Genomic DNA, 24,866 nt, shown 5'->3' with positions numbered 1-24,866 from the left:
CGCATCACCCGGCGCTCAGCCAGTATCGGAAATATGAGCTGGTGGACTTGAGTACGACGGAATCATGGTGTGACGCCGGCCAAATTTGGAGGAGGTAGTGATCGATCACCGCATCGGAAAAATTCTCTTCCCGGGCGGCGTCCATTCCACGTGCGTGATACCGGAAGCGATACGTCCCGGGGCCGGCGGATAACGAAGGGATGCCGTGAACGCCTGCACCCCCCGATTCATACAGCGAGATGTAACCTGACGGCGACTCGAAGCTGATCTCTACTATGTCTTCATAGCCCTCAAGGTCGGCACCCGGATCCTGATCGGCTACAGCTACGGTGAAGCTCACCGTGCCTGTGTGAAGGCCGGTGACCAGGAAGGCGATGCCCTTCTCCACTCGGATGATCCCAACGGGGTGAGTTGGAGAGTCGTCCAACATGCCGTCTGGATAGCAGTCGTCATCCTCATCGACGAGGTAAGCATGGCTGTAGTGCACTTCGATATCCATCTGTGCGGTTTCCACCGCAGGAGTTTCGTCTCTTTCCATGGTCGAGGAGCATAGGGGGCTCCACTGACAAGATCACTGTGCTGTCGCGCACCTGTCTCCTGATCACCATGCCAATTCCATTCGGGCACTGGGGTTGCAATACAGGGGCGTTCAGAGCCGTTCAGGGTGGATCGTGTGCGGCTCACGACCTGCATTGAACTGTCCGGAACAGCCCGAGGGCGATCTTTTAATCCGCAGGATCACGATTCGAGATACGCGATGTTCGAGAGGCTGTCTACTGAAACGAGTACTGCAACAGCCCCTCACAACAGCTCACGATCGCACCCGTCCAGCACCATCCGAAGGCGGGTCAGGGGCCTCTGATCATGGGTGGGATGGCCCTGATAAGGAAGAGGTCTGGTTTGGGGTGCCGTAATCGTTAGAAGAAAAGGGGAATACAGGTCAGTATTTCAGGTAACTCCTGCGTTCTGCCGCGCGGCGAAGAAGCCGTCGAGTTCGGCCTGTTGCTCGCTGTCGAAGGCGCGCCTGGGGAGAAAACCCGCGCACTGCTTGTTCACAAAGAACAACCAGAACTCGGGGGTGGTCTCGACTCGTCCGAACAGGGACCACTGCATCGTGGTGGTGGATTGGTCGGTTCGACACTCGTACCCGTCGCTGGTCATTCGGAGTGTGGTAGGCACGCAGAGGTATGTGAGCTGTCGCTTGGCAGTCCGGCCGATCGACCAGGTCGCTATGAGCGGGAACACGACCGCGCCGACGAGCATGCCGACTCCCAGGCTGACGTTACCAACCAGGATGCAGACGAGGCCCGAGACGATCAGAACCGGCGGTAGTACCCGATAGGTGGCTTTGAGTTGTCGCCTGAAGCCCTGTTTGAGTGCTCGCGCTACTTCATCGGGAGTGGGTTCGTATCTGACCGCAAAGTCCACCATGCCGCCTTCGTCTGAGGTGTTCACCATCATTCAAGGCTCCGCACACACTTGCAATGTCACGCCTGGCAGGCAGCTTGCGAGGGTCGCGAGGAGACGGGCCAAGGTGATCGCCGGGCCATTAGTGCTGTGACCGGAAAGGTTCACCGAGTTGTGAGGCGCTCTGTAGCGAGAAAAGCACTCGTTGGAGGGATGCTCTTGCGAGACCTCATGGCCGGAGCCAATGAGCATTTCGTGCCACAGCACCAGCCAGGAATAACCGATCTCGGGTGCGTGCTGCGCGGTCGGCGCTGACAGGTGACCCTCGGCCCTCGACTGATGCCTGGCCGTTGGATAGGTCCTTGGGTGAGTTCGGGACCACCCCCACACAGAACCAGGGAGGCTGCTTCATTACGGAGTTGGATTCCTCGGATGCCGACCGCGCACCACGACCATAGCCACCACTGCCGACAGATGACCAATGCACAGATCCCTGGCCAACGCGAGCATCAGCACGCGTCGCTGACTGAGGGGCCATGGTGATTCCGGACAGCCGTCTTATGGGCGTAGCCTATGTGGCTGTTTGGGTTGAAAGGGACTCGTTGAGTACTTCTAGAGGTGGCCGGTAGCCGAGCGCGGAGTGCAGGCGCCGGTGGTTGTAGAACCCTTCGATGTAGCGGATGACCTGCCGTCTTGCCTTGGCTCGGGTGGTGAAGACGAACCGGTGCAGCCATTCGTTCTTGATCGCGCTGAAGAACGACTCGGCCATCGCGTTGTCGTAGCAGACCCCGGTGCGGCCGACCGAGCGGCGGATGCCCAGGCCGGCCAGGAAACGACCGAACTCGTCGCTGGTGTAGTTCGAGCCGCGGTCGGCATGGAACACGGCGCCGAGCTGGAGCAGGCCAGTGCCGACGGCCATCCGGATCGCACCCTTGATCAGGTCGGTGCGGTAGTGGTCGGCCATTGCCCAGCCAAGGACCGCTTTGCTGTGGCAGTCGATCACGGTGGCCAGGTACAGGAAGCCCTCCCAGGTGCGGATATAGGTGATGTCGCCGACCAGTTTGATTCCCGGCCGGGTGGCGGTGAAGTCGCGGCCGACCAGGTCGGGGATACCGCGAAAGTCGCCTTGCACGGTGGTGGTGGGCCGAAACGCCCGTACCTGGGCCGGGATCAGGCCCAGTGTGCGCATCAAGGCGCGTACCAGTTCGGCTGAGCAGTGCTCGCCGCGGCGCAGCAGGGCCGCGTGGACGCGCCGGTAGCCGTAGGTCTCGTGCGAGTCGGTGAAGATCTCGGCGACCAGGGCTGCCAGCAGTGTCCGGCGTTGCGCGGTGGCCGAGGCCGGCCGCTCACGCCATTCGTAGTAGCCCGAGCGAGACACCCCCAGCCAGGCGCACATCTTGACGATGGAGTGGCAGGCCTTCTCCGCGTCGATCAGCTCGTACTTGGCGAGCGTCATCGACTCTCGGCCGCGAAGAAGGCGGCCTTAGATTCAAAGAGTCAAGGCAACACATTGGGCCGGGGTTCGGTAGCCGAGGCACTTGCGGGGGCGGTTGTTCAGTCGGGCGGCCAGGGCGTCGAGGTCAGCTTGGCTGTACAGGCTCAGATCGATGCCTTTTGGTAGATATTGCCGGATCAGTTTGTTCGTGTTCTCGTTTGTGCCCCGCTGCCATGGGCTGCGCGGTGCCGCGAAGAAGACGTCGACGCCGGTCGCTTCGGTCAGTAGCTGGTGGCTGGCGAGTTCCATACCGCGGTCCCAGGTCAGAGTGCTGAGCAGGCGAGCATCCATCAGTGAGAACGCCTGCTGCAGGGCAGGGATGACCGTCGTGGTGTGACGGCTGGGTAGCGCGACCATGGTCAGGTAGCGGGACTTGCGGTCGACCAGCGTCGCGACCTGGCTGTTCTTGGCTCCGACGATGAGATCGCCTTCGAGGTGGCCGAGCTCGGTTCGGGCGTTGGCTGCGTCAGGCCGTTCCTCGATCGGCCGTGCCCCGGTGATCTGGGAACGCCACTGGCCCTTGACCGTGTTCTTCTTGTTTTTGCGGATGGGACGGCGCGTGCGCAGCTTGGTGCACAGCTCACGCGGGATCACTTTCCAGCGAGTCGTGTAGATCGCGCGGTAGATGCTTTCGTGGCTGATCCGCATGAGCGGGTTGCCGGCGTGCATCAGCCGCAGATGTCCCACGATCTGCTCCGGGGACCACTCGTTGTCGAGCAGTTCGATCACCAGCTGGCGCAGCACCGGGTTGTCCTGCAGGGCGGACGGTTTTGGGCGACGTGCCTGCTCTTGAGCGCGTTGCTCGGCGGCGACCGCACGGTACTTCACTCGGCCGCCGTTGCGGGCGACCTCACGGCTCACCGTGGATGCCGGGCGGCCGATCGACATGGCGATCGAACGTAGTGAGGCTCCAGCCTCGATGCCGCGAGAGATCGATTCCCGGTCCTCGGCGCTCAAACGGTCGGTCCGGCGCACCCGCTCGGCCGGCGCGATGCCGCCATGGTGCTTCAGCACCGTGAAAACCGACCCCGGGGGCTTGCCCAGTGCCCGGGAGATCACGCTGATGGAGTCACCGGCGCGCCACCGCCGCCACAAGTCTTCTTTCATCGCATCCGACATTCCCGGCCGACCCATCCGAGCCACGATCCACCCATCCACTAGCAGCGTTGCGTTGATCGTTTGAATCTAAGTCACGCAACTCCGCGTTCTCCCGCTCCAGCTCCCGGATCCGCGCCCGCTCCGGCCCGGAAACCGGCCGCTGCTCGTCTTGGGTGCTCACGATCCGATGCCGGTTCACCCAGCTGCCCAGAGTGCTGGCGTTGATGTCGAACTCCCGCGCCACCGACGCGACCGTCCGCTCGCCCTCCAGCACCATGCGGGTGGCTTCTTCCTTGAACTCCGGCGAGAACTGCCTACGACGCCTCGTCACGTACCTACCTCTTCCAGACTTCTGTCAGCTTATGTAGCCGACTGTCCGGAATATGCAGGGCACCTCAGACCCAGTGAACCTTTCCGGTCACAGCATTAGCGGGCCATTAAGGGCGGTCAACAGCGGTCAGTCACGGTCACTTACGGGGAGCCCGTCGCCTAGCTCACGGTCCGTACGGCCCGCGATCGGCCCGATTTGCAAGCAGGATGTCAGAAGATGCGTTCATGACTGATCCGATAGACGATCCGGAGTTCGAGGTCTTTGAGCGCTACATGATCGGCACACCAGAGTCGGAGACCGGCCGCTACCTCGATCTTCTTCACGGCAACTTCCTCGATCTGCCCGATTGGAGGCAAGCCGACTTCCTCCAGGCGTTGGGCCGCGATGCCCGGCAGGTCACTGACGCTGAGCTTGAATGCATGCTTGCGCCGGGAGAGTTCGCCGGCTGGCGAGAGCGGCTCACTGCCGCGTGGCTCATCGGTCTCGACCGGCGGATCCGGTTCCGGGGAGTCCTCACCGACCTGCTCCTAGAGAGCGATCTCGTCTACGCCGGTCAGGGCTACAGTTTCGCTCTCACCCGGTTCGGACAGTCCGAGGACGCTGATGTCCTCGCCGCCTACCTGGAGCGGTACCTGTCGCAGCGCGACTGCCACTACGACCAGGACTGGGTCCTCGGCGGGCTGCTCCACCTCGATGAGGTGCTGGGCATGGACCGCGCTGCGGATTTTCTCGTTCCCGGAGGACTCTGGAGCGGCTCTTCCTTCTCCCACCAGGACCCGGCCGACTGTCACCTCCGGATCACCGAACTCCTGCGTTTCGCCGAGAGGGCGATGGGAGTCGGCGCCTGAGGCCGCTGGAACATCGAGCGCTTTCGGCGGCATCGGTTGGCTTGCTCTGGCGGAGTCGGACGTCTCGTCGCCTCCCATGCATACCTTGTCTTGAGTGCCGAGGCTGACGGGGGAGACGAGCGATCCTTACCGCTCATTCTCGATCGACGGGATTGAAGGACGGTCACCTGTGACTTGCGGGATATGCGTGGGATGATCTTCGATGGTCAAGGACGCATGAGGTACTTTCGCCTTGCCCTCCCTGCCAAAATGGACAGAGGTAGCAAGTAGGCATAAAACTCTGTATCGAGGGCGGGGAAGGAGACATCCCTTCGTGGAAGCAAGCAAGCTGGATCCGCAAATCCCTGACCCGCAGGTGCGTGAGCGGGCTGCGGTCCGCCGATACACCGCGGCCTACAAGGCCCGGATCCTGGCGGAGTACGACCAGCTCGACAAGGCCGGCAAGGGCGCGCTGATGCGCCGGGAAGGCCTGTACTCGTCGTTGATCTCCAGTTGGAAGACAGCCCGAGACCATGGCGCGAGCGAGGCTCTGGCCCGGCCGGTCGGCCGCCCCAAGGCCGATCCACGCGATAAGAAGATCGACACGCTGGAGGGCGAGGTTGAGCGGCTGCGCGCCGAACTCGACAAGACCCGCCAAGTGATCGAGGTGCAGGGAAAGCTCTTCGCGCTGCTGGATCAGTTCGCCACCGGCAGCGAGGCACCGACGGGCCGGGGCGAGCAGTGACCGAGATCATCGAAACCGTCCAAGCCGAGGCGATTGAGGAACTGACTCCGTTGCTTGGGCGGCGCAACGCGTGCGCGGCGGCCGGAGTGCCACAGGCCAACTGGTATCGCAAGAACCGCACCAGCCCCGCCCCGGACCGGCCGAGCATCCCGCGCACGCCGCACCCGGCCGCGCTCTCGCACGGTGAGCGCGAGCGCATCCGCACCGTGCTGAATGAGCGGTTCGCTGACGCGGCCCCGGCCACGGCGTACTTCACGCTGCTGGACGAGGGCACCTACCTGGCATCCGAATCCACCATGTACCGGATCCTGCGCGAACACGGCGAGGTCGGCCGCGATCGGCGCCGTCAGGCCACCCACCCGGCCAAGACCATCCCCGAGCTATTCGCCGACGCCCCGAACCGGGTGTGGGCCTGGGATATCACCAAGCTACGCGGCCCGCACAAGGGCATCTGGTACCACTTGTACACGATCATCGACATCTACAGCCGTTGCGTGGTCGGCTGGATGGTCGCCTCCCGCGAGTCGGCCGCGCTGGCCAAGCGGCTGATCGCTCAGACCATCATCAAGCAGAAGGTCAACCGTGACGCCCTGACCCTGCATGCCGACCGCGGCAGCTCGATGAAGTCCAAGACCGTCGCCGAGTTGCTCATCGACCTGGGCGTGGCCAAGTCGCATAGTCGCCCCAAGACATCCAACGACAACCCGCACATCGAGGCGAGCTTCAAAACGCTCAAGTACTGTCCGGCCTTCCCAGGCCGGTTCGGCTCGATCGAGGACGCCCGCGCCTTCTGCCAGGACTTTTACACCTGGTACAACCAGGAGCATTACCACTCCGGGATCGGCTACCACCACCCGGCTGACGCGCATTACGGTCGCGCTGCCGCCGTCCGAGACCGCCGCGCCCACGTCCTGGCCACCGCCCAAGCCGCCCACCCCGAACGCTTCGCCAGCGGCGGCGCCCCCACCCCTCCCAACCTGCCCGGCCCGACGTGGATCAACAAACCCAAACAGGACCAGACGGACGAGCAGAAGGACACACCAGAGAAGCCGACACAGAATTAGCCCAGCTCAACTGCCTTGATCAAATTGACAGGTTCCGTTGGTGAGAGGGCATGTCGCCACCTGGAACACAGCCCTCTTGAAAACCGCTATGCCTGCGGCGAGGGCACTCGGCTCTGGGGTGATCACCAGCCTGACGACAGCTTCCCGTACTGCGACCCCGGATCCGCCTTCGCCTCAAGCACCGCCCTTGCGAAATCGACGATCTTTCCTACCAGCTCTCGAAGCTCGTCGTCGGTCGGCGGAGTACTGTGCAGATCTTCCCAGTCGTCGATAAGAAAGATCAGTTCCTGAACCTCCTGGGGAATCGACCATCTGTCTCCGAGCTCAAGGATCAGGAAGTCACCGCCCGTGCCGATGGGCAGCGTGCCGTCCACAATGCCCTGCGCCACGTCCTTGGCGACCGCCCACGGCGTGCGCTGCAGATCGACAGGCGGGTAGCTACTCTCCGTCAGCACCTGGCGAACCAGCGACTCGACGTCGGACATCGGCCCGACGGACAACGTGTGGCCCGCAAGCTCCCAGACCGCGGCCGTATCGAGAGAGCTCACACGCCAACCACCCGGCATCAGACGCGGTCCCAGGAAGCCGGCCCCAAAGGAGTTCGCCTCTAAGGTCGGCCAGACGATTTCTGAGTGCCGAAAGCGGATCCACCGGGCCAGTATCCCGCGATCGATAGACAGGATGATCAGCAGGGCGAGGCGTGCGCTCCGCCACAAGGCACGACCTCCTCGCTGAGGACCACGCACGCGATGGTGGGGGATATGGAGAGTACTGACGGCGCCGGGGTCACTGCGGATCACATCAACGAGTGGTTGGGTGCATGGCAGCTCAACCAGCTCTATGCGCAGGATCGCAATCGAGGTGAGGCCCGGCGAATCTGGGCACGGGTCGCCTTCGCCGCGCTCGACGGCGCCGAACAGGCCGGCTACCCCGCGAGGAATGCGGACGCAGACCGCTTCAACCTTCGGGCATTGCTGATCGCTGATCTCGCTCCGGATGATGATCCGCTGTGGAGCCCAGACCGGCTGGCCTCAGACGTCTTGGAAGCTCTGCCTCTGGGCTTGGAGCAGGCGAGAGTATGGGTGATCGATTGGCGCATGCGTCCTCGACACGAGATCTTGGCCCTGCGCACGTGCAAGAACCTCCTTGGCCCGATGGAGCTGATCACAGATCGACTGGCGACAGGGCCGGTAAGAACTCAGATCGATCGCTGGCTGAACCTTCGGCCTCACCTGCCATGACGTGCAATATGCGTGCAATGATCATGGTGTCGAGAGTGGCGCGGAGATATAAGACAGCAGGTCAGAAGCCGTGCCGCACCGGGAACGGGCATGGCCTGTAAAACCGTCGGCAGTGCGTCGCCGTGTCATGGCGTACCCAATGAAAGGGACGCAAGGGGATACGTCATTCCTTGCGCGGGTTGACGGTGATCACCCTCAGAGTTCCCTTGGTCGCCATGATTATCTCCCCTGCTCCAAGGTCTCGCAGTGCGGCAACCCTGGCAACCGACGAGCACCGTTCCAAAACATGTCCATCAGACCGCAGGCGAAAGAACACGCCGCCCTCGCTGACCACCACGAATCCCTCGCTGTCTCGAACCACCCCGTTGACGAGTGGCTGCCTGACATCTACGTTCCACAATTTCGATCCGGCGTCGGGGTCGACGGCGAGATAACCGGCCCGCCGCTCTCGCAACCACACCACGCCACCGGTGAACTCGGCAGCCGAAGCCGAGAGGTCGGCATCGTGACGGAAGAACTGATCGACGAGACCCGATGACAGTCGAATGGCCACAACGGACCGTGGGCCGCACGGCATCAGGCAGCGGTCAGGGTTGACCAGGGTGAACGCCGGCCGATGGTCGGTGTCCGCCAATGGCTCCGGCAACCGCCAGCGGCCCAGTTCCCTGCCATCATGTGGATCGATCAGCCACGCTTCCGAACCGCTCCCCGACAGCACACCGCCGTCCCAGGGCAAAGGGGGGCCTTCACCCCGAGGTGTGGACATCTTGAGTGCCAGATCATAGAGATCTGGAGACCAAGGAGTTCCTCGTGGCCATGAAGGCCTACTCAGTTGAGTTCAAGACAGACGCCGTCGCGTTGTATCTGTCGGACCCGTCGCGGACGTACGCGTCGGTGGCCAAGGACCTGGGCGTCAACCGTGAGACGTTGCGCCTGTGGGTGCACCAGGCGCGGTCTGCCGGCACTGCTCCGAAGACGGGCTCGGTGAAGAGGCCGCCGACGGGATTGGTAACCTCCGGCAACGTGCTGGAAGAGGAGAACAAGCAGTTGCGGGCCCGGATCCGGGAACTGGAGCTGGAGCGCGAGATTTTGCGGCGGGCGGCCAAGTATTTCGCCGGGGAGACGAACTGGTGAGTCGCTTCCAGTTCGTTGCCGATCACCGTGACGCCTTCGGGGTGAAGCGACTGTGCCGAGTGCTGGAGGTCTCCCGGTCGGGGTTCTATCGGTGGGTGGCCGCCACACCGGCGAGGGCGGTGCGGACGGCGGCCGACGCTGCGCTCGCGGCGGAGATCAGGCAGATCCACGCCGACTTCGATGGCACCTACGGCAGCCCGCGGGTGACTGCCGAGCTGCGCGATGCGGGCCGGCGGGTCAATCACAAGCGGGTGGCGCGGATCATGCGGGTCTTCGGCATCGTCGGGCTGCATCTGCGTAAGAGGGTCCGCACCACGGTGCCCGAGCCCTCCCATCAGAAGATGCCCGACCTGATCAAGCGGGACTTCACCGCGGCCGCGCCGAACCAGCGGTACGTGGGCGACATCACCTATCTGCCCGTCGGTGAGGGACAGTTCTTGTATCTCGCGACGGTGCTGGACCTGCATTCACGTCGCCTGGCTGGTTGGTCGATCGCCGATCACATGCGCACCGAGCTGGTGACCGACGCGCTGCGGGCAGCCGCCGCCACGCGGGGTGGTGACCTGGCCGGGGCGGTCTTTCACTCCGATCACGGGGCGCAATACACCTCCGCCGACTTCGCCGCCGTGTGCAAGGAGTTCGGTGTTCGCCAGTCGATGGGCGCCGTCGGGACAAGCGCGGACAACGCTGCCGCCGAGGCGTTCAACGCCACTCTCAAACGCGAGACGCTGCAGGGCGCCAAACGCTGGTCCTCGGCCCGCCAGGCTCGCCTGGAGGTCTTCAAGTGGATCACTCGCTACAACACCCGAAGGAGGCACTCCAGCCTGAACTACCTCAGCCCGATCACCTACGAGCAGCGGTCCGATAGGGTCCTGCTCGCCGCATGACAGCTGGTGTCCACATTTTGGGGCCAAGGCCCGGGAGCACCGTGGCCGTGGGCTGCTGTGCCCGCCACAGAGGCCGTCCGTTCTTCAGGTTGAAAGCTGCCATGGGTGTGTAACCGCGCCAGCCACCGACGATGACCGTCTCCGCGGTAGCCACGACATGCCCCGAGTATTGCGGCAACCCGGCACGCCACAGCGCAGCCCCTGTCGTGAGATCGAGGCAGGACAATTGATCGGTGTCCTGCGCCAGAACCAGGCAGCGATCGCCGGCGACAACGACGGCACGCGGCCAGGTTCCTATCGGAACGTCCCAACGGACCGAGCCGTCGTAGCGATCCAGGCAGACAAGCCGAGTATGGCGCTCATGGACGACGACGCGATCTTCCGCCACCGCCACCGCCGAAGCGGAAATCCTCTGATGGAGCTGCCGCTCCCACCGTGTCTTCCCGATCATCTGCCAAGTTCACCAGGCAAGTACCGGTTGCACCAACCACATCAAGAGTTGGAGGTCACACCGGCCGAAGCGAGGACCGGAACTCAGCCGATCCCCGCTGACCAGGTTAGAGGGCGGTCGGAAGCGTGGTCGTCGTGCCATTGAGGAGCGGTGCATCGCGTGGCCAATGACAGTTAGTCACGGGTGTTCGCCGCACGGGTCGGGGCCATAGCGGCTCACGATCGGGTCGACTTGCAAGCAGGCGGTCTGGAGGTCTTCCGGGAGCCACCTTGGGAGCCAACCGAGCGGACGATCATGAACCGAGTTGGACTGATGTGAACAGCCGAATCGTCGACGACCTGCACGGCGAACTGTTCTGAACGATCCTGGACATCGTTTGGGGATCTACGGATCAAAAGGCGAGCTTGCGGAATATGCGCGGGATGATCTTCTGAGGATGAGGGGCGGGAAGAGACTCCTGCCCTGGTCAGAGGCTCTGTCGCCGTTCGGAACATAGCGCTCTTGAAATCGCTACCTTCAGTGCCGTCGCCGGCTACACCACTGCCGTTTGTGTCCCTGAAGGAATTCGAATCCGCATCCATGTATCCGCGCGTCTGCGTTACTGTTGGCCCCCGTTGTAACGAGGAGGACGGTTTGTCGCAGTTTGAGCCCCGGGCACTGGCCGAGGAAACCATTTCGATAGCGCCTCAGCGGAGCGTGGCCCGGGCCAAGGCGATCTTCGCGATCGCGGTCGTACTCGCTGCGGCGGCGGCAGGCTCCGCCTGTGCCGTTGACTCACAGCCTGCTCAAACCGCCGCTAGCACCCCTGTTGCGGGCACTCCTGCTCCCAAGGTCGATGGGGTTGAAGTACGTTACCTGCCTGATGGCCTCGGCCAGCCGAAAGCCGTGCCCGCGACGGCCGCGGACCTGCACGGGAAGGCGCTTCGCTGGCGAGACAGCGAAGGCGGTCGGATGGTCCAGGTGTCCGTCTACCGCCCACAGCAGAAGATCAGTGATGCTCTGGACATTCTTGCGCTGAATGTCATGCAGCAACCCGTAGAGCCTAGGAAGGCCACCGATCCAGTGGTCTCCGAGGACCGCACAGACATGATGTGGGTGGCAGATCACGGGTTGGTGCTCAGGGTCACCACGTCCGAGTCTGCAAAGGGTGCGCTCGACGCGATCGTCCAAGGGCTTCACGTTTCATAGGCTCCTGTCTAGAGCGTAGGCGCATCGCTTGCCCGGCTTTGATCGGGCAAAGCCCCCTTCCGTCATTTCGGCTGTAGCCTGTCGGGTCGCGGGAAGGGAAACCGTCGTCCCGCTTGTCACGGGTCACATTGCGTCACTACTTCACAGACTTTGATCCAGGGCAGTCAGAGACCGTAGAGGGTTGCAGTTTGGGTTGCAGTTCACTGCCGTACCAGCTCGTTCCAGGAGGCCCGCCGAGGGGCGTTGGTCCACGTGGGACTGTCCTGAACGGTCACGCCCCGAGCTGCTAATGCGGTTTGGGTTTACCGCCCATCCGGGGTTCAAATCCCCGAGCCTCCGCAGGTCAGAGGCCCTCTCCCGAAACTTGGGAGAGGGCCTTTTTGATCTTCAAGGGCGTCATGGTTGCAGTTCGAGTTGCGATGAGGCCCTCACCCGCGACACGGGCGGCAGAGGCCTGCCGTGGCGTCACCCCTATCGGGCCTCGCCGGAGAGCAACGCCCTCCACACCTCCTCTGCCTGCCGGATCAGCCGGCGATAGGTCTCGTGAACCTGCCGGTCGCCGTCGAGCTGGAGCGTGCGGCGGATGAAAGCCTGTCCGCCGGTCTGGCACAGCTCATACAGCGTGGCCCGGCAACAGCACGTCCAGATGATCACCCGCAGACGCGTCACCCCTGTCAACGGTGGCCGAAAGTGGGTTTGGTGTCAGTCGTCGATCGCCTGGTAGAGCGTGGTCCAGAAATCGTGGATGACCCGCGCCGAATCCGGGGTGGACATCCCGACCTGGGTGATCAGGATTCCGGTGAGCCCGTTGACCGGGTCGGCATAGGTCGAGGTGCCGCTTCCGCCGTCCCAGCCGAACTGGCCGACGGGCGCGTAGTCACCGCGGTAGGTGCGCACCGCCATCCCGAAGCCCCAGCCGCCGTGCTGGCCCTGGCCGTATGACAGATGGACGACACTGCGGGCCCAGGCCTCCCGGGCGGCCTGCTGCTCGGGCGTGAGGCGGTTGGTGGTCATCAGCTCGACGGCGGCCCGGGACAGGATCCGCTGGGTCCCGTGCATTCCGCCATTGAGCAGCATCCGGAAGTAGGCGTGGTAGTCGTCGACGGTCGAGTCCAGTCCGCCGCCGCCTGACTGGAAGGCCGGAGGCGTGCTGTGGTGTCCCCCTTCGACCTCGTCCGCCACGTTGAACTCTCCGGTCTGCGGATCGGGGGCGTACAGGGGCGGAAACCGGTCGATCTTGTCGGCGGGCACGTGGAAACCGGTGTCCTTCATGCCCAGCGGACCGAAGACGCGCTCGCGCAGGAACGCCTCGAACGACTGGCCGGTGACCCTGGCCACCAGCACGCCGAGCACGTCGTCGCCGAGGTTGTACAGCCAGCGCTCTCCGGGCTGGTACATCAGCGGGAGCGTGCCCAGGCGGCGCATCCACTCATCCGGCCCCGACCCCGGCAACAGCCATCCGTCCTCCTGGCCGTAGACCCCCTGCGCGAAGAGCGCGCTCATCATCGGCGAACCCATCGCCGTCGTGTCCAGCCCGAGCCCGAACGTGGAGGTGAGCAGGTCTCGCACGGTGATCGGCCGCCGGGCCGGCACGGTGTCGTCCAGCGGACTGTCGGGCCGCTTGAGCACCTGGCGGTCGGCGAGTTCGGGCAGCCACCGATCCACCGGGTCGTCCAGCCGCAGCCGGCACTCATCCAGCAGGACCATCGTCGCCGCCGCCGCGACCGGCTTGGTCGTCGAGGCCATCCGGAAGATGGTGTCGCGGCTCATCGGTGCGCCACCGTCATGGCGCATCGTCCCGAGCGCCTCGACATGCGTCTGGTCGCCCCGGCCGACCAGGGCGACCAGTCCGGGGATCTTCTTGGACTCGACATGCCGCTCCAGCACGTCGCGCAGTCTGCGCAGCCCCGCCTCGGAGAAGCCGCTATTGCCAGTTCCCATCATGAATCTCCTTGCTTATAGTGTTCGATCTTGCGAGACCCGTCCCGGCCTGGCGCTCATGACTTCGATGAGTGGCACGGGGGTCGGCGGTGAGCTCGGCGTGGCCCGGTTCGCAGCCCCGAGGGCGCAATCGCTGAACTGTTCTTGGCATCCACCATCGCCAACCGCTCTGATACTGGGCCGTCGCCGTCCTGACGTAGTAGCCAGCCGGGCATGACCCCGTGGCCGCGTAGTGCGGACAGCCGATGAATCGGTGCTCGGCCCCGGGCATGATGAGCGGCTCGACGTCCTCATCGGCGGTGATGAGCCGGGTCGACCAGCCCGGCCAGGGTGAGCGAGCCGACTTGGCCGCCCCGGCGGGGCTCGGCCCTTTCCTGACCAGCCATGCCCCCCGTGTCACGGGGGCCGGAGAGGACCCCTTGACAAGCGGTGGCTGCGCAGACCGACCTTCCGTCAAGCGGCGTCGAGGGCCTCGGTGATCTTTCGGGTCATGTCCGCCACGGTGGGGCCGGGCCGGCCCTGGTGGGTGCGGGCGGCTGCTTCGACGGCGACGATGACGGTGCGGCGGAAGTTGTCGGCCTCGGCCGGATCCTGCCCCTTGAGCAGGCTCATGGCCGCCGTCAGGTCCGGCAGCACCCGGTCGGCGATCGCGGCCACGGACTTGCCGTCCAGCTTCATGTCCTTGGGATACTCGGCGAGCACGTGCCCGACCAGCCCGGTGGCGGAGGCCAGGGCGATGGAGCCGTCGGTGGCGGCCTTGTGGGGCTTGCCGGCGGCATCGGCGGCGGCCATCAGCGTGACGGCGCCGTACGCGGCGGTCCGCAGGGTGAGCTTGTCCTGGTCGGTAAGGGCGACGGACACGGTGGTGTGCTCCTTTGAATCTGTTCTGAAGGTCACGTGAACGGGCGGATGGTGAAATGCGGTCCTGGTGGTGCCCGGGTATCTGGATTGCTCAGGTCGGGGCACCCGGGGGGATCGCGCCCAGCCTTGAGGCCGCAATCGCTGAACCGTTCTTGGCATCCACCATCGCCGACCGCTCTGACCCTGGGTCGTTGCCGTGCTGACGCGGCCGCTGACAGCACCGACATGGTGCTGATACGACCGCGTTTTAAATATCGCGAATTGGCGCGCGGAGAAAAACGGCGAATCCCGCAACGTCTCTTAACGCTGGGGTTCACAAAGGGGTGATGTGTCAGTTCAGGTCGAAGTGGCGGGGGCCGATGTCCTGGGCCACCTGGACGTAGGCGCGGGCCATCGGGGTCTCACGGTCAGTGCGCCAGATCAGGCCCCACCGGCCGCGTGGCGCATCGTGAAGCGGCACGAAGCTGATGCCGGGGCGGCGCGGGTAGTAGCGGATAGCTTCAGCGGAGACCAGGCACACGCTTCGGCTGGCGGCGACCGTCGCCATGGTCTCCTCCCAGTTGCCGAACGTGTGACCGCGCGGGATGGGACGGCCGCCAGGCGTGTGGGACGGAGAGTGGATCCGCACCCAATAGTCGGGAACCGAATCGAGACCCTCGAAACCCACCAGCGCATAGTCGCCGAGATCCTCCATCGACACGGAGACGCGCTGCGCGAGCGGATGTGCAGCCGCGGTCATCAGCACCTTCGGCTCGGTGATCACGACCGGGCCGAAGGTCAGGTCCGGCTCACTTGCGATCATTTCCCGCAGACCCTCGTCGTCTGAATGGAACCAGTAGGTCTGCAGGTCGACCTCGCCGGCCCGCAACGGTGCCAGCGGTTCGATGAAGCCCACCTCGCGAAACGTCAGCCCGCATTCGGCATGGCGCGCCCTGAACGCGGTGGTCACCGGAATGAGGTCGTGGGCCTGCGGACCTATGACACCGACCGTGAGGCCGGCCTCCGCGTCACGGGCCCCCGCCTTGGCGCCCTGGATGCCGTCCTCGATCAGCTGATACCCGGCCCTGAGGTCGCGGTGCAGGCGCTCGCCGAGCGGGGTCAACCGGACGTTACGGGTGTCGCGCACGAACAGATCGCCGCCGATCGCGCGTTCCTGCTTCTTGATTGCCTGGCTGACCCGGGCCGCCGACACGTGCAGGCGCTCGGCGGTACGGCTGAAGTGCAGTTCCTCGGCCAAAACCAGGAAGATCTCGATGTCCCGAAGCTCCACGAACCCGCCTTCGACCTTTAACTCACGCGTTAAGGACTATAAACCACGCTGACGCGATAAAGGGCCGTCGAATTCGATCATGTGGTGAGTCTGTCGGTTGTGCCCATGAGGCGGTGATCGAGGGGAACAGCGGGGACTCACGGGGAACACGATCAGGCATCTGAGCGGCGGAAGCGCAAGCTAACCAAGATCGGCTTACGTGTTTGCAAGCAAGATGTCAGAAGTTCGAAATGCTCAGCGTCGTCGCTGCCACCATGGCCACTCAGGCGAAGAATGCGGGTCTGGCAACGTTCGAGCGACGAAACGTCTGTCGATGGGGAGAGCCAAGGCGTACAGGTACGGCTTGGCCCAGCGCGGCAAAGCGATGATCGCCTGTTCCAGCCGCGGGCGTGGTCCATCTCCGCAGCACTTGGGGCACATGCAGGTAGGTGCGATCCGGTCGACGGTGCCGGGGACGACTGCCCGCGTCCAAGCCGGCAATGCCGCGACCACCTCACCCGGCCGCATGCGGGTGTGTTCCAGTGTGATCACCGCGGCCATGGCCCGGCGACCGAGGCCGGGGACATGATGGATCGAGGCTCTGTGGGTTTCGCACACCGATCCTCTTGCGCGGACCGCAGAAGGGCGTCTACGCGGCATAGCCCTTTCTGATCGCCATCATGGTGTTCATGATCGCATGCCGAGAAGCCGACTTCTGGATCTGATCCAGTGGATCACCACTCTCACGATCGCATGATGGCCGCTGATCTCCACTCAGGATTGGCAGGCGGGAAGATCAGACCGGATGAGGTGTATGCGTCCGCACGAAGCACGATCGACCGCGGAAGCGGTACGCATCATCGAGATCCCGCCACCCGTGACGACGAGTTCCTAGGGCCTGTGTGATGTTGTGATCAATCGGTCGTCGGCAGGAGGTCGTCGATCCAGATCATCGCAGCGCGGAGGTGAAGGCCGGCGAGATAACTCCCGGGCGTCTTGTCATAACGGGTGGCAATACCCCGCCAGGCCTTCAGCTTGTTGATCAGGCGCTCGACAGTGTTCCGCTCCTTATAAAGATCAGCGTCGTGGCTGACGGGCCGCCCGCCCCTGCCGCCCTTCTTCTTTCGGTTGGCGGCCTGGTCCTTCTTCTCCGGGATGACCGCCTTGATGCCGCGTCTGCGCAGGTAGGCGCGATTGGCGCGAGAGGAGTAGGCCTTATCGCCGGCGACCGCATCGGGCCGGGTACGGGGACGACCGACGGGCAGGCGGACCCGCACCTTCTTGAGCACGGCAATGAACTGCGGGCTGTCGGCGGCCTGTCCCGCGGTCAAGACGATCGACAGCGGGCGACACTTCCGGTCAGCGGCGAGGTGGACCTTGCTGGTCTGTCCGCCCCTCGATCGTCCGAGCAGGGCAGCTTTCAACCGAAGTTTGCGCCGGCGCCGAATGCGTCGTCGCTCTTCCCGCTCGGGGTCGTTTCCCTCCTCCTGTCCGCCCCCTTTTCCCGGGCCTGCTCTTGCTCTCGCGCGGCTTCCTCCAGGGCGTCCAGGACCTCCTTGTCGATGTGCATCCCGGCGGCGTCGTGGTGGGCGCGGGCTATCGTGGAGTCCACGCTGACCAGGGACAAGTCCGTCTCTTCCTGGCGGGCGGCCTCGGCGATCAGGCCTTCCAGCAGGGCGGTGAAGACGTCGGCGTCTCGCCAGATTCGGAAGCGGCCGTAGACAGTCGGCCAGGGACCGAATTCGGGAGGCATCTCCCGCCACTGGGCACCGGACCGGAACCGCCAGATCACCCCTTCGAACTGGTCGCGCAGCCTCTCGGGGTATGGGCCGAAGCGGCCGATCGGCAGATAGTGCTTGATGAATTTCCACTGCTCGTCGGTGAGTTGCCTACGCGTCACGCCCAGTGTTCTACCGGATCCCGCCCCGGGACGGGAGCGGAACCCGAAGATTGATCACAACATCACACAGGCCCTAGTTGCAGTTGTAGTTGCAATCCAGCCCCGTTCAACTCCGTTCCGGAGAGACCGGCCGCGCCCGTTGGTCCAGGTGGAACCGATCTGAACGGGCAGGGTCAGAGCTGCTAATGCGGTTTGGGTTTACCGCCCATCCGGGGTTCAGATCCCCGAGCCTCCGCAGTACAAAGGCCCTCTCCCGAAACTCGGGAGAGGGCCTTTTCCGATCTCTAGAGGCGTCGTGGTCGCAGTGCTGGTTGCGACGCTCAGGATTTTCCCCAGAGCGCGGAGGCCGGCCGTTCCCCGGCATCGCGCATGAGCGGTGTGGATGTGTGCGTGTATCTCTCGGTCGTGGTCACCCTCGTGTGACCGAGCACCTCTTGGACCACGCGGATGTTCACACGCTGCTCGATGAGGAGCGTCGCGGCCGTGCACCCGGACGTCCCGGACTCCGGATCGCTTGAGGATCGTTTTCCGCACCGTCCAGTCCTCGGTGCGCTCGATCGGGCCGCCGTGCCGAGTGGTGAGTTGCCGGCAGTGGAGCCTTCTTTGGCCTTGCGACACCATGGGACGGTGCCCCTCTCCATCTCACCGGTCATCCTGGCTGGCCACCTCAGCAAGAACCCCCAACCGATTCTCCATGCCGACGAACTGACCTTGAGGCCATGGCTTCCCGATGATGTCCCCGCCGTGCTCCAGGCGTTCACTGACCCTGCCATCCAGCGCTGGCACCGGCAGACCATGACCTCGCGGGAGGAAGCACTGGCCTGGATCGGTCAATGGCCTGACCGCTGGCACGCCGAAAAGGATGCCTGCTGGGCCGTCACCCGTGCCACCGAAGTGGTCGGACGCGTCACGCTGTCCACCGTCAACCTCTTCGAAGGCGCCGCGCAGATCACCTACTGGAGCCTGCCGACCGCCCGCGGCCAGGGCGTTGCCACTCGCGCCGGTGCACAGGTAGTGCGGTGGGCTTTCGAAGCGGGATTTCATCGCCTGGAACTGAAGCATTCGATCGCTAATCCCGCCTCGTGTCGAGTGGCGGACAAGCTTGGTTTTCCGCTGGAAGGCTCCTTGCGTAGCGCGCTTCGCCATGAGGACGGATGGCATGACATGCATTTGCATGCCCGGGTCGTAGACGACGAGTTGGGCCACCCCGAGTTAGTTGGAGGCTCCGATACCTGGAAGGGTGAGGAGTTATGGCACCACCGAGGAAGTATGCCCCTGAGCTGCGGGAACGCGCTGTCCGTATGGTTTTCGAGCTGCGTGCGGCCGGTGAGGGGGCGGGCGTGCTGGCCCGGGTCGCAGACCAGCTCGGGGTGCACCGCGAGGCGCTACGGACCTGGGTGCGCCAGGCCGAGGTCGATGGCGGGAAGCGCCCGGGGACATCGACTTCTGACGCCCAGCGGATCACCGAACTCGAGCGTGAGAATCGCGAGTTGCGGCGGGCGAACGAGATCCTGAAGGCCGCCTCGGCGTATTTCGCCCGGGAACTCGATCCCAGACTGCCGCGCTAGTCGAGTTCATCGATACCCATCGCGAACGGTTCGGTGTGGAGCCGATCTGTGCCGTGCTGGAGTTCGCGCCGTCCACGTACTGGGCGGCGAAGAAACGGGAGTCGAATCCGTCGGCTCGTGCGGTCCGGGACGAAGAGGTGAAAAAGGAGATCCTGAAAGTGTGGAACGGCCCGGGACGTGGCCTATATGGGGCGCGGAAGGTGTGGGGCCAGCTCAACCGCCAGGGCGTCACGGTCGCCCGGTGCACGGTCGAGCGGCTGATGCGCGAGCTGGGCCTGTGCGGGGCGACCTGGTCGCGCAAACGGCCCCGGACCACCGTCCCCGGCGCCGATCGACCCGGTGACCTGCTGGAACGCAACTTCACCGCGGGCCGGCCGGACCTGCGATGGGTCGCGGACATCACCTATGTCGCCACCGCCTCCGGCTGGGTGTACACCGCGTTCGTCCAGGACCTGTACTCCCGTCGGATCGTCGGCTGGCAGGTCGCCGACCACCTGGGCACCGATCTGGCACTCGACGCCCTGGAAATGGCGATCTGGGCGCGTGGAGGCGTCATCGATGACCTTGTTCACCATTCCGATAGAGGCGTTCAATATACTTCTATCCGCTACGCCGAACGGCTCGACCAGGTCGGTGCGGCTCGTTCTGTGGGCAGCAAAGGCGATTCGTATGACAATGCCGCTGCGGAGTCGCTCAACAGTCTCTACAAGAAGGAGCTAATCGAGTTCCATGGCGGCTGGAAAGGCGTCATGGATGTGACGATTTCCACCATGGAATGGGTTGCCTGGTATAATTCTGAAAGGCTACATTCTTACTGCGGGAACGTTCCTCCGGCCGAGTACGAGGAGACGTTCCACCGATCAACCGCCGACGGCGGCCTGGCGATCGAGAACCAAGCGATCTAGCCTCCAACTTCACCGGGGCGGCCCAAGTTGACATCGACTGACCCTGAGTAGCACGCCGCACGTCATGACTCCGCAGACATCAGTCAGGCGTGTGACCTCTGGCAACAACTAGGCGCTCAGCAGAGATGCCTCAGGTTGAACGGCACGTACCGGACGAGGATCCTGCTACTCAACCTGGGCCTCCGGCGGGGGCCTCGACTCCGGGATGATCACGATCGCAAAACCGGAGAGCTGTAGTTGGCTGAGGTGAGTCTGATCATCCCGTCTGCCATCGATCCGGAACAAGTCGAGCAGACCCGAGCCAGGGTGCAAAGCCGTTCGTCCAGTAGGGCGCTTCACCTGGCGCTCCGGCTCGTGGCCTGCTTCCCCTGAGGACGGGTCGACGATAGAGGGGATGAGTCAGCGAATCGCACCGGTCAGAATCTGCCAGTCGGGTCTGCGTAAGGTGTGAGGGGTGGCGCGGTCGGCGAAGGAGACGTGTGGACGAGAGCGTGTCGTTGGCCCAGCTCGCCCATCGACTGGAAGAGGTGGTCGGTGAGCTACGCGGAATCCCTGTCGACGTCGAGCGGCTGGAGGACAGCGAGCTCGTCCGGCAGCAGATCGCGCAGGCTACCCACTCGGCGGGCGAGTTGCGCGCCATGCATCCGGTGGGCTCGCCGGAAAAGGGCCGCCAGGAGCAGAAGAGCAGGCGCAGTGTGCTCGACGCCCTGCGGCGCGGCATGGCGATGCGCACGATCGTTCACGCGAGCGTGTTAGACGACCCTCGTAAGGCGGCCCGGGTCAGGGAGCTGCATGCCGTCGGTAACTTACACCGGGTCGTCGACGAGCCGATCCAGCAGCTGCTCGTCTTCGATCGCGCGGTGGCGTTCGTCCGGATCACTCCTGTCGCCTACTCACCGGGCGCCCTGGTGATCAGGCAGCAGAGTCTGATCACCACCCTCATCGACCTGTTCGAGCAGACCTGGGCCAGGGCCAGGGAGGTTACTGAGCCGACGCACCGGCTGACCCCGCGCGAGCGCGAGGTGCTCGGTCTGATCGCCGAAGGGCGCTCCAACAGCGCTATCGCCCGAGCGCTGTCGATCACGGAGGCGGCCGTCGGTAAGCACGTGGCCAGCGTGTTCGTCAAGCTCGAGCTGCCCGCGACTCAGGACGACAACCGGCGGGTGCTGGCGGTGCTCGCCTATTTGCGCGGCGCGGCGAGGTAGTGCCAGGCCGACCTCGTCCTAGCTCTAGCTCCCATGCAGACGGAGTCCGGCGCGGACTTCAATGAGGTCATGCAACGAATGACTGGATTACTGGTTGGTGCGATCTTCGGCGCGGTCTTCGTCGTCGTCAACGCGCAGAGCCCGTTGAACGCCGTGACCGTGAATTTCCTGCGGGTGGCCGCCTGTTTAGGGGCGGCGAGTGTTATCGCCATGTGGTTCGCCGCAGCCCGGAAGGAGCAGTCCACCACGGGTCCGCAGCGGAACATGTTCGGCCGTGGCTACCTGGTTGTCGTCGTCGCCGAGGCGATCCTGCTCTTCGGCGGAATCCGGGTGCTCGCCGCCCTGGGACGTCCTGAGCAGACCAACGTGGCCTGGGTGGCGTTCGTGGTCGGTGTGCACTTCATCACGTTGGCGCCGGTCTGGAAGGACTGGGGCATCGCCGTACCCGGTGGGGTTCTCACCCTGCTCGGCGCCGCCGGTCTCGTGCTGGCGTCGACGGCTGCCGTCGCCTGGGTACCGTTCGTCAGCGGTGTGCTGTCCGGGGTAGTGCTCCTGGCCGGCACTGCCACTTTCGGCTGGCGTGCTGTGACAGTTCGGACGGCCTAGCCAGGCCGCGGTCGTGTTGCCCAGGTTGAAGGCGGCGATCGATGTCGCCGGTGGAGATGAGGGTGGGAACTCTGGTTGCAGCAGGGCCAAGGTAGCGAAGAGGCTGCGCGGGTGCCGAGTCAACTCTTCGGGGCCGGAGTCGTTGAGGAGGTCGAGGGCTTGTCTCCAGGTGGCCAGGCCGAATCGGTCGACGAGTCGGGATGCTCCGTCGCTCAGGATCGCGGTGGCGCGTACCCGGTCGGTCGGCACCGTTCCGGTCAGCGCCTGGTCCGCGGCGAGGGGGTCGACGGAGGCTACCCAGAATTCCCCGTTGACGTTGCGGTGTGTGCGCGTGGTCTCCATGTAGTGGCTCAGGGCTTGGAGGTGTTCCGGGCTTCCCCCGGTAGTGGTGTTCGTCGGTCCTCGGTGGCGGTTGTCGGTCAGGGCTTGCCTCTGGTCGCAGATGACCATGGGGTCGGCGTCGAGGAGGTCGAGGACGAGTACGGAGTCGGCCAGCACGAGCCAGTCCAGGGTGTCGGCGCTGCGGCGGAGCATGACCACGGTGGCCGAGGGGGAGCCGGGATGGGACAGATCGCAGCAGAAGTCGTGCATCGAGGCTGTCGCTTTGATCCCCGCGGCGAGGATTGTGGTCAAGGGGTCGGCGCTTTGGGTCACTGCGGCCAGGAGGGTCGAGCCGAGGGTGTGTGAATACCAGGCGATGCCGTGTGAGCAGCCCGATTCCAGATCCGCGGGGGTGCCGGCGCCGTCCAGGAGAACGACGGCATCGGGGGTGGCGCCGATGAAGTCTTCGTTGGGCCGGTCGGGATAGGCGGGTTCGGTGGCGAGGGTGAGCCGCATGTCAGTCGTCCTGGTGTCGGTAGAGCGGACTGGCAAGTTCTGACCGGACGGGTTCCCCGCTGTCGGGGTCGTATTCCACGTTGACCACGATGGCGTGCTCGAACGCGACCCGAAGTTCTAGCCGGGCGGGACCGAACCTTTTGACATGTCACCGGCGTCAGTAACGGTTGAGAGGAGTCCCCCTTGGACCGCAATGACAGCTTCCGCGGGTTCGTCGCCGGCCATCAGCAGGCGCTGATGCGCACCGCCTACCTGCTCACGGGAGACGCCCACCAGGCCGAGGACCTGCTGCAGAGCGTCCTGCTCAAGGTGCTCAGACGCTGGTCCAGGCTGTCGCACGTCGAGTGCCCCGAGGCGTACGCGCGTAAGGCGCTGCTGAATCAGTGCATCTCGTGGCGGCGCCGCCGGGTCAGTACCGAGCTCCCGACCGCCGACCCGCCCGACCGGCCGTACTCGGGCGAGGACTCCACCATCGTGCGGCTCGTCATGCGCCAGGCTCTCATGCGGCTGCCGCCCCGGCAGCGAGCGGTGATCGTACTGCGCTACTACGAGGACAGGACCGAACGTGAGACGGCCGAGCTGCTGAACTGCTCGATCGGGACGGTGAAGAGTCAGGCCCACTACGCGCTGGCCCGCTTACGCGAACTGGCGCCCGAGCTGGCGCCGAAGCTCGTCGACCTGGAAACCGAGGAGGCCTACCGATGACCTGGCTACGGAACGTGCTCGTCGACCTGGCCGACGACTCTCCACAGGTGGACCTGGCCGAACGCACGATCGCAACGCATGACCGCAGGCGGCGTACCGTGATCTCACTCCTCGCGGCGGCCACGGTCGTGGTCGTCGCTCTTGGTACAACGGTCACCATCAGACTGCTGCCGGACAGGCCGCAGGAGGCCGCTTCCCAAAGCGACCTGCCGGCGCGAGGGGTGGGGCCGCTGAGCCACGCGTACAAGACCTTCTGCAAGCCGGACAGCGGGAAGGCGCCGTCGGGCTGCCGGGACGGAGGCTGGCGGGTGGTCACCCGGAGCGGCAAGACCTACCACGTGCCGGAGGCGCTGCCCAGCCTCGCCCCCGGCCGCACCGGCCTGCGCGACAGCCCGCTGGCAATTAGCCGGGACGGCCGGAAGATTGCCTACTACAGCGCCGAGGAAGGCACCTTCCAGGTCCGTGACCTGGCCTCGGGCCAGAAGACGACGGCTGCGAGCAAGGTGCCGAAGGCCCAGTTGGGAAGCGTCTCGCGTCTGATGCTGTCGGACGACGGGCGGTTCGTGGCCTTCAGCAAGGTCCCGGATTTCAAGGACCCCGCGCTGCTCATCGATATGCGCGACGGGGTCGTCCGCGAGTTGCCGAACCGTTGGGTCCCCATCGGCCTGTCACGGGACGGTGCCACCATCACGCTCGCGGAATACTCGCCCAGATCACAGCTGCGGACGATCTCGAACCTGTGGCCGAGCTCTTCAAAGGGCGACTCCACGTCGGTCATCCTGCCAGTGCACTACTTCTTCAGTCCGCTCGCCCCCGATGGGAAGACCGTCGCGGTGATCGAGAACCGCAGCACCGCCGAGCAGCCATGCCGTCAGGGCGACCTCATCATGATGGACACGCTCACCGGCAAGAAGCGGAAGACGACCGTCATCAGCGGGCTGCCCTCTGATGTCTCCCAGATCTCGCTGCGCACCTGGCTCGGCGCCGAGGAGGTCACGGCTCTCACCATGTCCGTGCGGTGCAGGCCGGCGTCCGAGGTGCCAGACGACGAGCCCGCGATAATCGACTCGCCGTACCGGACCATGACCGCCTACGCGGTGAACGTCAGGACCGGCAAGGCCAGGAAGCTCGCCACGTATAGAGCGCAGGGCTTCTTCGAGATCGTCCTACCCGGCCCCCCCGGGGCGCTGTGACCTCAGGTCTCACGCTGCGGGAAACATC

At 64.7% G+C, this 24,866-nt stretch carries 23 protein-coding genes, 2 pseudogenes and 1 other annotated feature; of the genes and pseudogenes, 10 read left to right on the top strand and 15 right to left on the bottom strand.

Features of this window, described 5'->3' with window-relative positions:
- Positions 1 to 4 precede the first annotated feature (4 nt).
- From J2853_RS34050 to J2853_RS34030, 5 genes are all read right to left on the bottom strand, one after another.
- Complete coding sequence (locus J2853_RS34050) at positions 5 to 538, bottom strand: hypothetical protein (RefSeq protein ID WP_307564806.1); 534 nt, start codon at positions 536 to 538, stop codon at positions 5 to 7.
- A 410-nt stretch (positions 539 to 948) separates the two neighbouring features.
- A complete protein-coding gene (locus J2853_RS34045) occupies positions 949 to 1,461 on the bottom strand; it encodes a YcxB family protein (protein WP_307564805.1) in 513 nt (170 codons plus the stop codon).
- A gap of 517 nt (positions 1,462 to 1,978) precedes the next feature.
- A complete protein-coding gene (locus J2853_RS34040) occupies positions 1,979 to 2,863 on the bottom strand; it encodes an IS3 family transposase (protein WP_307564804.1) in 885 nt (294 codons plus the stop codon).
- A gap of 33 nt (positions 2,864 to 2,896) precedes the next feature.
- On the bottom strand, positions 2,897 to 4,021 hold the full coding sequence (locus J2853_RS34035; RefSeq protein ID WP_307564803.1) for an IS30 family transposase: 1,125 nt from the start codon (positions 4,019 to 4,021) through the stop codon (positions 2,897 to 2,899).
- Positions 3,972 to 4,331, bottom strand: a complete 360-nt coding sequence (locus J2853_RS34030) for a transposase (RefSeq protein WP_307564802.1) — start codon at positions 4,329 to 4,331, stop codon at positions 3,972 to 3,974. Before J2853_RS34030 ends, J2853_RS34035 begins: the two co-directional genes overlap by 50 nt.
- Positions 4,332 to 4,555: 224 nt before the next feature.
- Between J2853_RS34030 and J2853_RS34025 the strand changes: the two genes are divergently transcribed.
- Both J2853_RS34025 and J2853_RS34020 read left to right on the top strand, forming a co-directional pair.
- Positions 4,556 to 5,179 (top strand): DUF6000 family protein, encoded by a 624-nt coding sequence (locus J2853_RS34025; protein ID WP_307564801.1) that lies wholly within the window; start codon positions 4,556 to 4,558, stop codon positions 5,177 to 5,179.
- 313 nt (positions 5,180 to 5,492) lie between these two features.
- A protein-coding gene (locus J2853_RS34020) for an IS3 family transposase (RefSeq protein ID WP_307556113.1) occupies positions 5,493 to 6,967 on the top strand; the annotation gives its coding sequence in 2 pieces (ribosomal slippage) (positions 5,493 to 5,832 and positions 5,832 to 6,967; 1,476 coding nt in all).
- 122 nt (positions 6,968 to 7,089) lie between these two features.
- Here the strand turns inward: J2853_RS34020 and J2853_RS34015 are convergent.
- On the bottom strand, positions 7,090 to 7,683 hold the full coding sequence (locus J2853_RS34015) for a hypothetical protein (protein WP_307564800.1): 594 nt from the start codon (positions 7,681 to 7,683) through the stop codon (positions 7,090 to 7,092).
- A gap of 45 nt (positions 7,684 to 7,728) precedes the next feature.
- Here J2853_RS34015 and J2853_RS34010 point away from each other — a divergent pair, with 45 nt between their 5' ends.
- On the top strand, positions 7,729 to 8,208 hold the full coding sequence (locus tag J2853_RS34010) for a hypothetical protein (protein ID WP_307564799.1): 480 nt from the start codon (positions 7,729 to 7,731) through the stop codon (positions 8,206 to 8,208).
- 163 nt (positions 8,209 to 8,371) lie between these two features.
- On the opposite strand, the gene J2853_RS34005 is transcribed toward J2853_RS34010, so the two are convergent.
- Positions 8,372 to 8,944, bottom strand: a complete 573-nt coding sequence (locus tag J2853_RS34005; protein WP_307564798.1) for a hypothetical protein — start codon at positions 8,942 to 8,944, stop codon at positions 8,372 to 8,374.
- A 74-nt stretch (positions 8,945 to 9,018) separates the two neighbouring features.
- Between J2853_RS34005 and J2853_RS34000 the strand changes: the two genes are divergently transcribed.
- Positions 9,019 to 10,229, top strand: a protein-coding gene (locus tag J2853_RS34000) for an IS3 family transposase (RefSeq protein ID WP_307568558.1) whose coding sequence is annotated in 2 segments (ribosomal slippage) — positions 9,019 to 9,328 and positions 9,328 to 10,229 — 1,212 coding nt in all. Because the reading frame shifts where the segments join, the coding sequence is not laid out codon by codon here.
- Here the strand turns inward: J2853_RS34000 and J2853_RS48025 are convergent.
- Positions 10,186 to 10,680 carry an outer membrane protein assembly factor BamB family protein gene (locus tag J2853_RS48025; RefSeq protein ID WP_370879470.1) on the bottom strand — a complete coding sequence of 165 codons (495 nt, stop codon included), beginning with the start codon at positions 10,678 to 10,680 and terminating at the stop codon, positions 10,186 to 10,188. The two genes, J2853_RS34000 and J2853_RS48025, sit on opposite strands and share 44 nt — an antisense overlap.
- Positions 10,681 to 11,313: 633 nt before the next feature.
- Here J2853_RS48025 and J2853_RS33995 point away from each other — a divergent pair.
- Positions 11,314 to 11,868 carry a hypothetical protein gene (locus J2853_RS33995; RefSeq protein WP_307564797.1) on the top strand — a complete coding sequence of 185 codons (555 nt, stop codon included), beginning with the start codon at positions 11,314 to 11,316 and terminating at the stop codon, positions 11,866 to 11,868.
- Between the two features lie 471 nt (positions 11,869 to 12,339).
- On the opposite strand, the gene J2853_RS33990 is transcribed toward J2853_RS33995, so the two are convergent.
- The 6 genes and pseudogenes from J2853_RS33990 to J2853_RS48020 all read right to left on the bottom strand — a co-directional run bounded on the left by J2853_RS33990 (position 12,340) and on the right by J2853_RS48020 (position 18,460).
- Positions 12,340 to 12,537 carry a hypothetical protein gene (locus tag J2853_RS33990; protein WP_307564796.1) on the bottom strand — a complete coding sequence of 66 codons (198 nt, stop codon included), beginning with the start codon at positions 12,535 to 12,537 and terminating at the stop codon, positions 12,340 to 12,342.
- A 33-nt stretch (positions 12,538 to 12,570) separates the two neighbouring features.
- Positions 12,571 to 13,809 (bottom strand): serine hydrolase domain-containing protein, encoded by a 1,239-nt coding sequence (locus J2853_RS33985; protein WP_307564794.1) that lies wholly within the window; start codon positions 13,807 to 13,809, stop codon positions 12,571 to 12,573.
- A gap of 453 nt (positions 13,810 to 14,262) precedes the next feature.
- The gene (locus J2853_RS33980; protein WP_307564793.1) at positions 14,263 to 14,670 is read right to left on the bottom strand and encodes a hypothetical protein; all 408 of its coding nucleotides are present in this window, start codon (positions 14,668 to 14,670) and stop codon (positions 14,263 to 14,265) included.
- A 331-nt stretch (positions 14,671 to 15,001) separates the two neighbouring features.
- A complete protein-coding gene (locus J2853_RS33975; protein ID WP_307564792.1) occupies positions 15,002 to 15,940 on the bottom strand; it encodes a LysR family transcriptional regulator in 939 nt (312 codons plus the stop codon).
- Between the two features lie 893 nt (positions 15,941 to 16,833).
- Positions 16,834 to 17,819 (bottom strand): annotated as a pseudogene (locus J2853_RS33970) (IS5 family transposase).
- 320 nt (positions 17,820 to 18,139) lie between these two features.
- Positions 18,140 to 18,460 carry a tyrosine-type recombinase/integrase gene (locus J2853_RS48020; RefSeq protein ID WP_370879469.1) on the bottom strand — a complete coding sequence of 107 codons (321 nt, stop codon included), beginning with the start codon at positions 18,458 to 18,460 and terminating at the stop codon, positions 18,140 to 18,142.
- On the opposite strand from J2853_RS48020, the pseudogene J2853_RS48015 reads away from it, so the two are divergent.
- From J2853_RS48015 to J2853_RS33955, 3 genes and pseudogenes are all read left to right on the top strand, one after another.
- Positions 18,387 to 18,869 (top strand): annotated as a pseudogene (locus J2853_RS48015) (GNAT family N-acetyltransferase); the annotation flags it as partial. The gene J2853_RS48020 and the pseudogene J2853_RS48015 sit on opposite strands and share 74 nt — an antisense overlap.
- A 200-nt stretch (positions 18,870 to 19,069) precedes the next feature.
- A protein-coding gene (locus J2853_RS33960) for an IS3 family transposase (RefSeq protein ID WP_442480521.1) occupies positions 19,070 to 20,292 on the top strand; the annotation gives its coding sequence in 2 pieces (ribosomal slippage) (positions 19,070 to 19,382 and positions 19,382 to 20,292; 1,224 coding nt in all).
- Positions 19,345 to 19,458, top strand: a sequence feature (AL1L pseudoknot). It overlaps the preceding gene by 114 nt.
- Before the next feature lie 479 nt (positions 20,293 to 20,771).
- Positions 20,772 to 21,497, top strand: a complete 726-nt coding sequence (locus J2853_RS33955; RefSeq protein ID WP_307564790.1) for a helix-turn-helix transcriptional regulator — start codon at positions 20,772 to 20,774, stop codon at positions 21,495 to 21,497.
- Positions 21,498 to 21,683: 186 nt separating this feature from the next.
- On the opposite strand, the gene J2853_RS33950 is transcribed toward J2853_RS33955, so the two are convergent.
- Positions 21,684 to 22,940 carry a hypothetical protein gene (locus J2853_RS33950; RefSeq protein ID WP_307564789.1) on the bottom strand — a complete coding sequence of 419 codons (1,257 nt, stop codon included), beginning with the start codon at positions 22,938 to 22,940 and terminating at the stop codon, positions 21,684 to 21,686.
- Between the two features lie 183 nt (positions 22,941 to 23,123).
- Here J2853_RS33950 and J2853_RS33945 point away from each other — a divergent pair, with 183 nt between their 5' ends.
- Positions 23,124 to 23,645, top strand: a complete 522-nt coding sequence (locus tag J2853_RS33945) for a SigE family RNA polymerase sigma factor (RefSeq protein ID WP_307564788.1) — start codon at positions 23,124 to 23,126, stop codon at positions 23,643 to 23,645.
- Positions 23,642 to 24,838 (top strand): hypothetical protein, encoded by a 1,197-nt coding sequence (locus J2853_RS33940; protein ID WP_307564787.1) that lies wholly within the window; start codon positions 23,642 to 23,644, stop codon positions 24,836 to 24,838. The genes J2853_RS33945 and J2853_RS33940 overlap by 4 nt, the downstream gene beginning before the upstream one ends.
- Positions 24,839 to 24,866: the final 28 nt, after the last annotated feature.

It is taken from the genome of Streptosporangium lutulentum (assembly GCF_030811455.1).
GTDB classification, from domain to species: Bacteria; Actinomycetota; Actinomycetes; order Streptosporangiales; family Streptosporangiaceae; genus Streptosporangium; species Streptosporangium lutulentum.
Note: the sequence above shows the minus strand (reverse complement) of the source record. Positions and strands in the feature narration are given on the sequence as shown.

Bases quoted from the DNA above. Each gene is read 5' to 3' on its own strand.
- J2853_RS34050 (WP_307564806.1), bottom strand. From the start codon at position 538: ATGGAAAGAGACGAAACTCCTGCGGTGGAAACCGCACAGATGGATATC.
- J2853_RS34045 (WP_307564805.1), bottom strand. From the start codon at position 1,461: ATGATGGTGAACACCTCAGACGAAGGCGGCATGGTGGACTTTGCGGTC.
- J2853_RS34040 (WP_307564804.1), bottom strand. From the start codon at position 2,863: ATGACGCTCGCCAAGTACGAGCTGATCGACGCGGAGAAGGCCTGCCAC.
- J2853_RS34035 (WP_307564803.1), bottom strand. From the start codon at position 4,021: ATGTCGGATGCGATGAAAGAAGACTTGTGGCGGCGGTGGCGCGCCGGT.
- J2853_RS34025 (WP_307564801.1), top strand. From the start codon at position 4,556: ATGACTGATCCGATAGACGATCCGGAGTTCGAGGTCTTTGAGCGCTAC.
- J2853_RS34010 (WP_307564799.1), top strand. From the start codon at position 7,729: ATGGAGAGTACTGACGGCGCCGGGGTCACTGCGGATCACATCAACGAG.
- J2853_RS48025 (WP_370879470.1), bottom strand. From the start codon at position 10,680: ATGATCGGGAAGACACGGTGGGAGCGGCAGCTCCATCAGAGGATTTCC.
- J2853_RS33985 (WP_307564794.1), bottom strand. From the start codon at position 13,809: ATGGGAACTGGCAATAGCGGCTTCTCCGAGGCGGGGCTGCGCAGACTG.
- J2853_RS48020 (WP_370879469.1), bottom strand. From the start codon at position 18,460: ATGGAGAGGGGCACCGTCCCATGGTGTCGCAAGGCCAAAGAAGGCTCC.
- J2853_RS33950 (WP_307564789.1), bottom strand. From the start codon at position 22,940: ATGCGGCTCACCCTCGCCACCGAACCCGCCTATCCCGACCGGCCCAAC.
- J2853_RS33940 (WP_307564787.1), top strand. From the start codon at position 23,642: ATGACCTGGCTACGGAACGTGCTCGTCGACCTGGCCGACGACTCTCCA.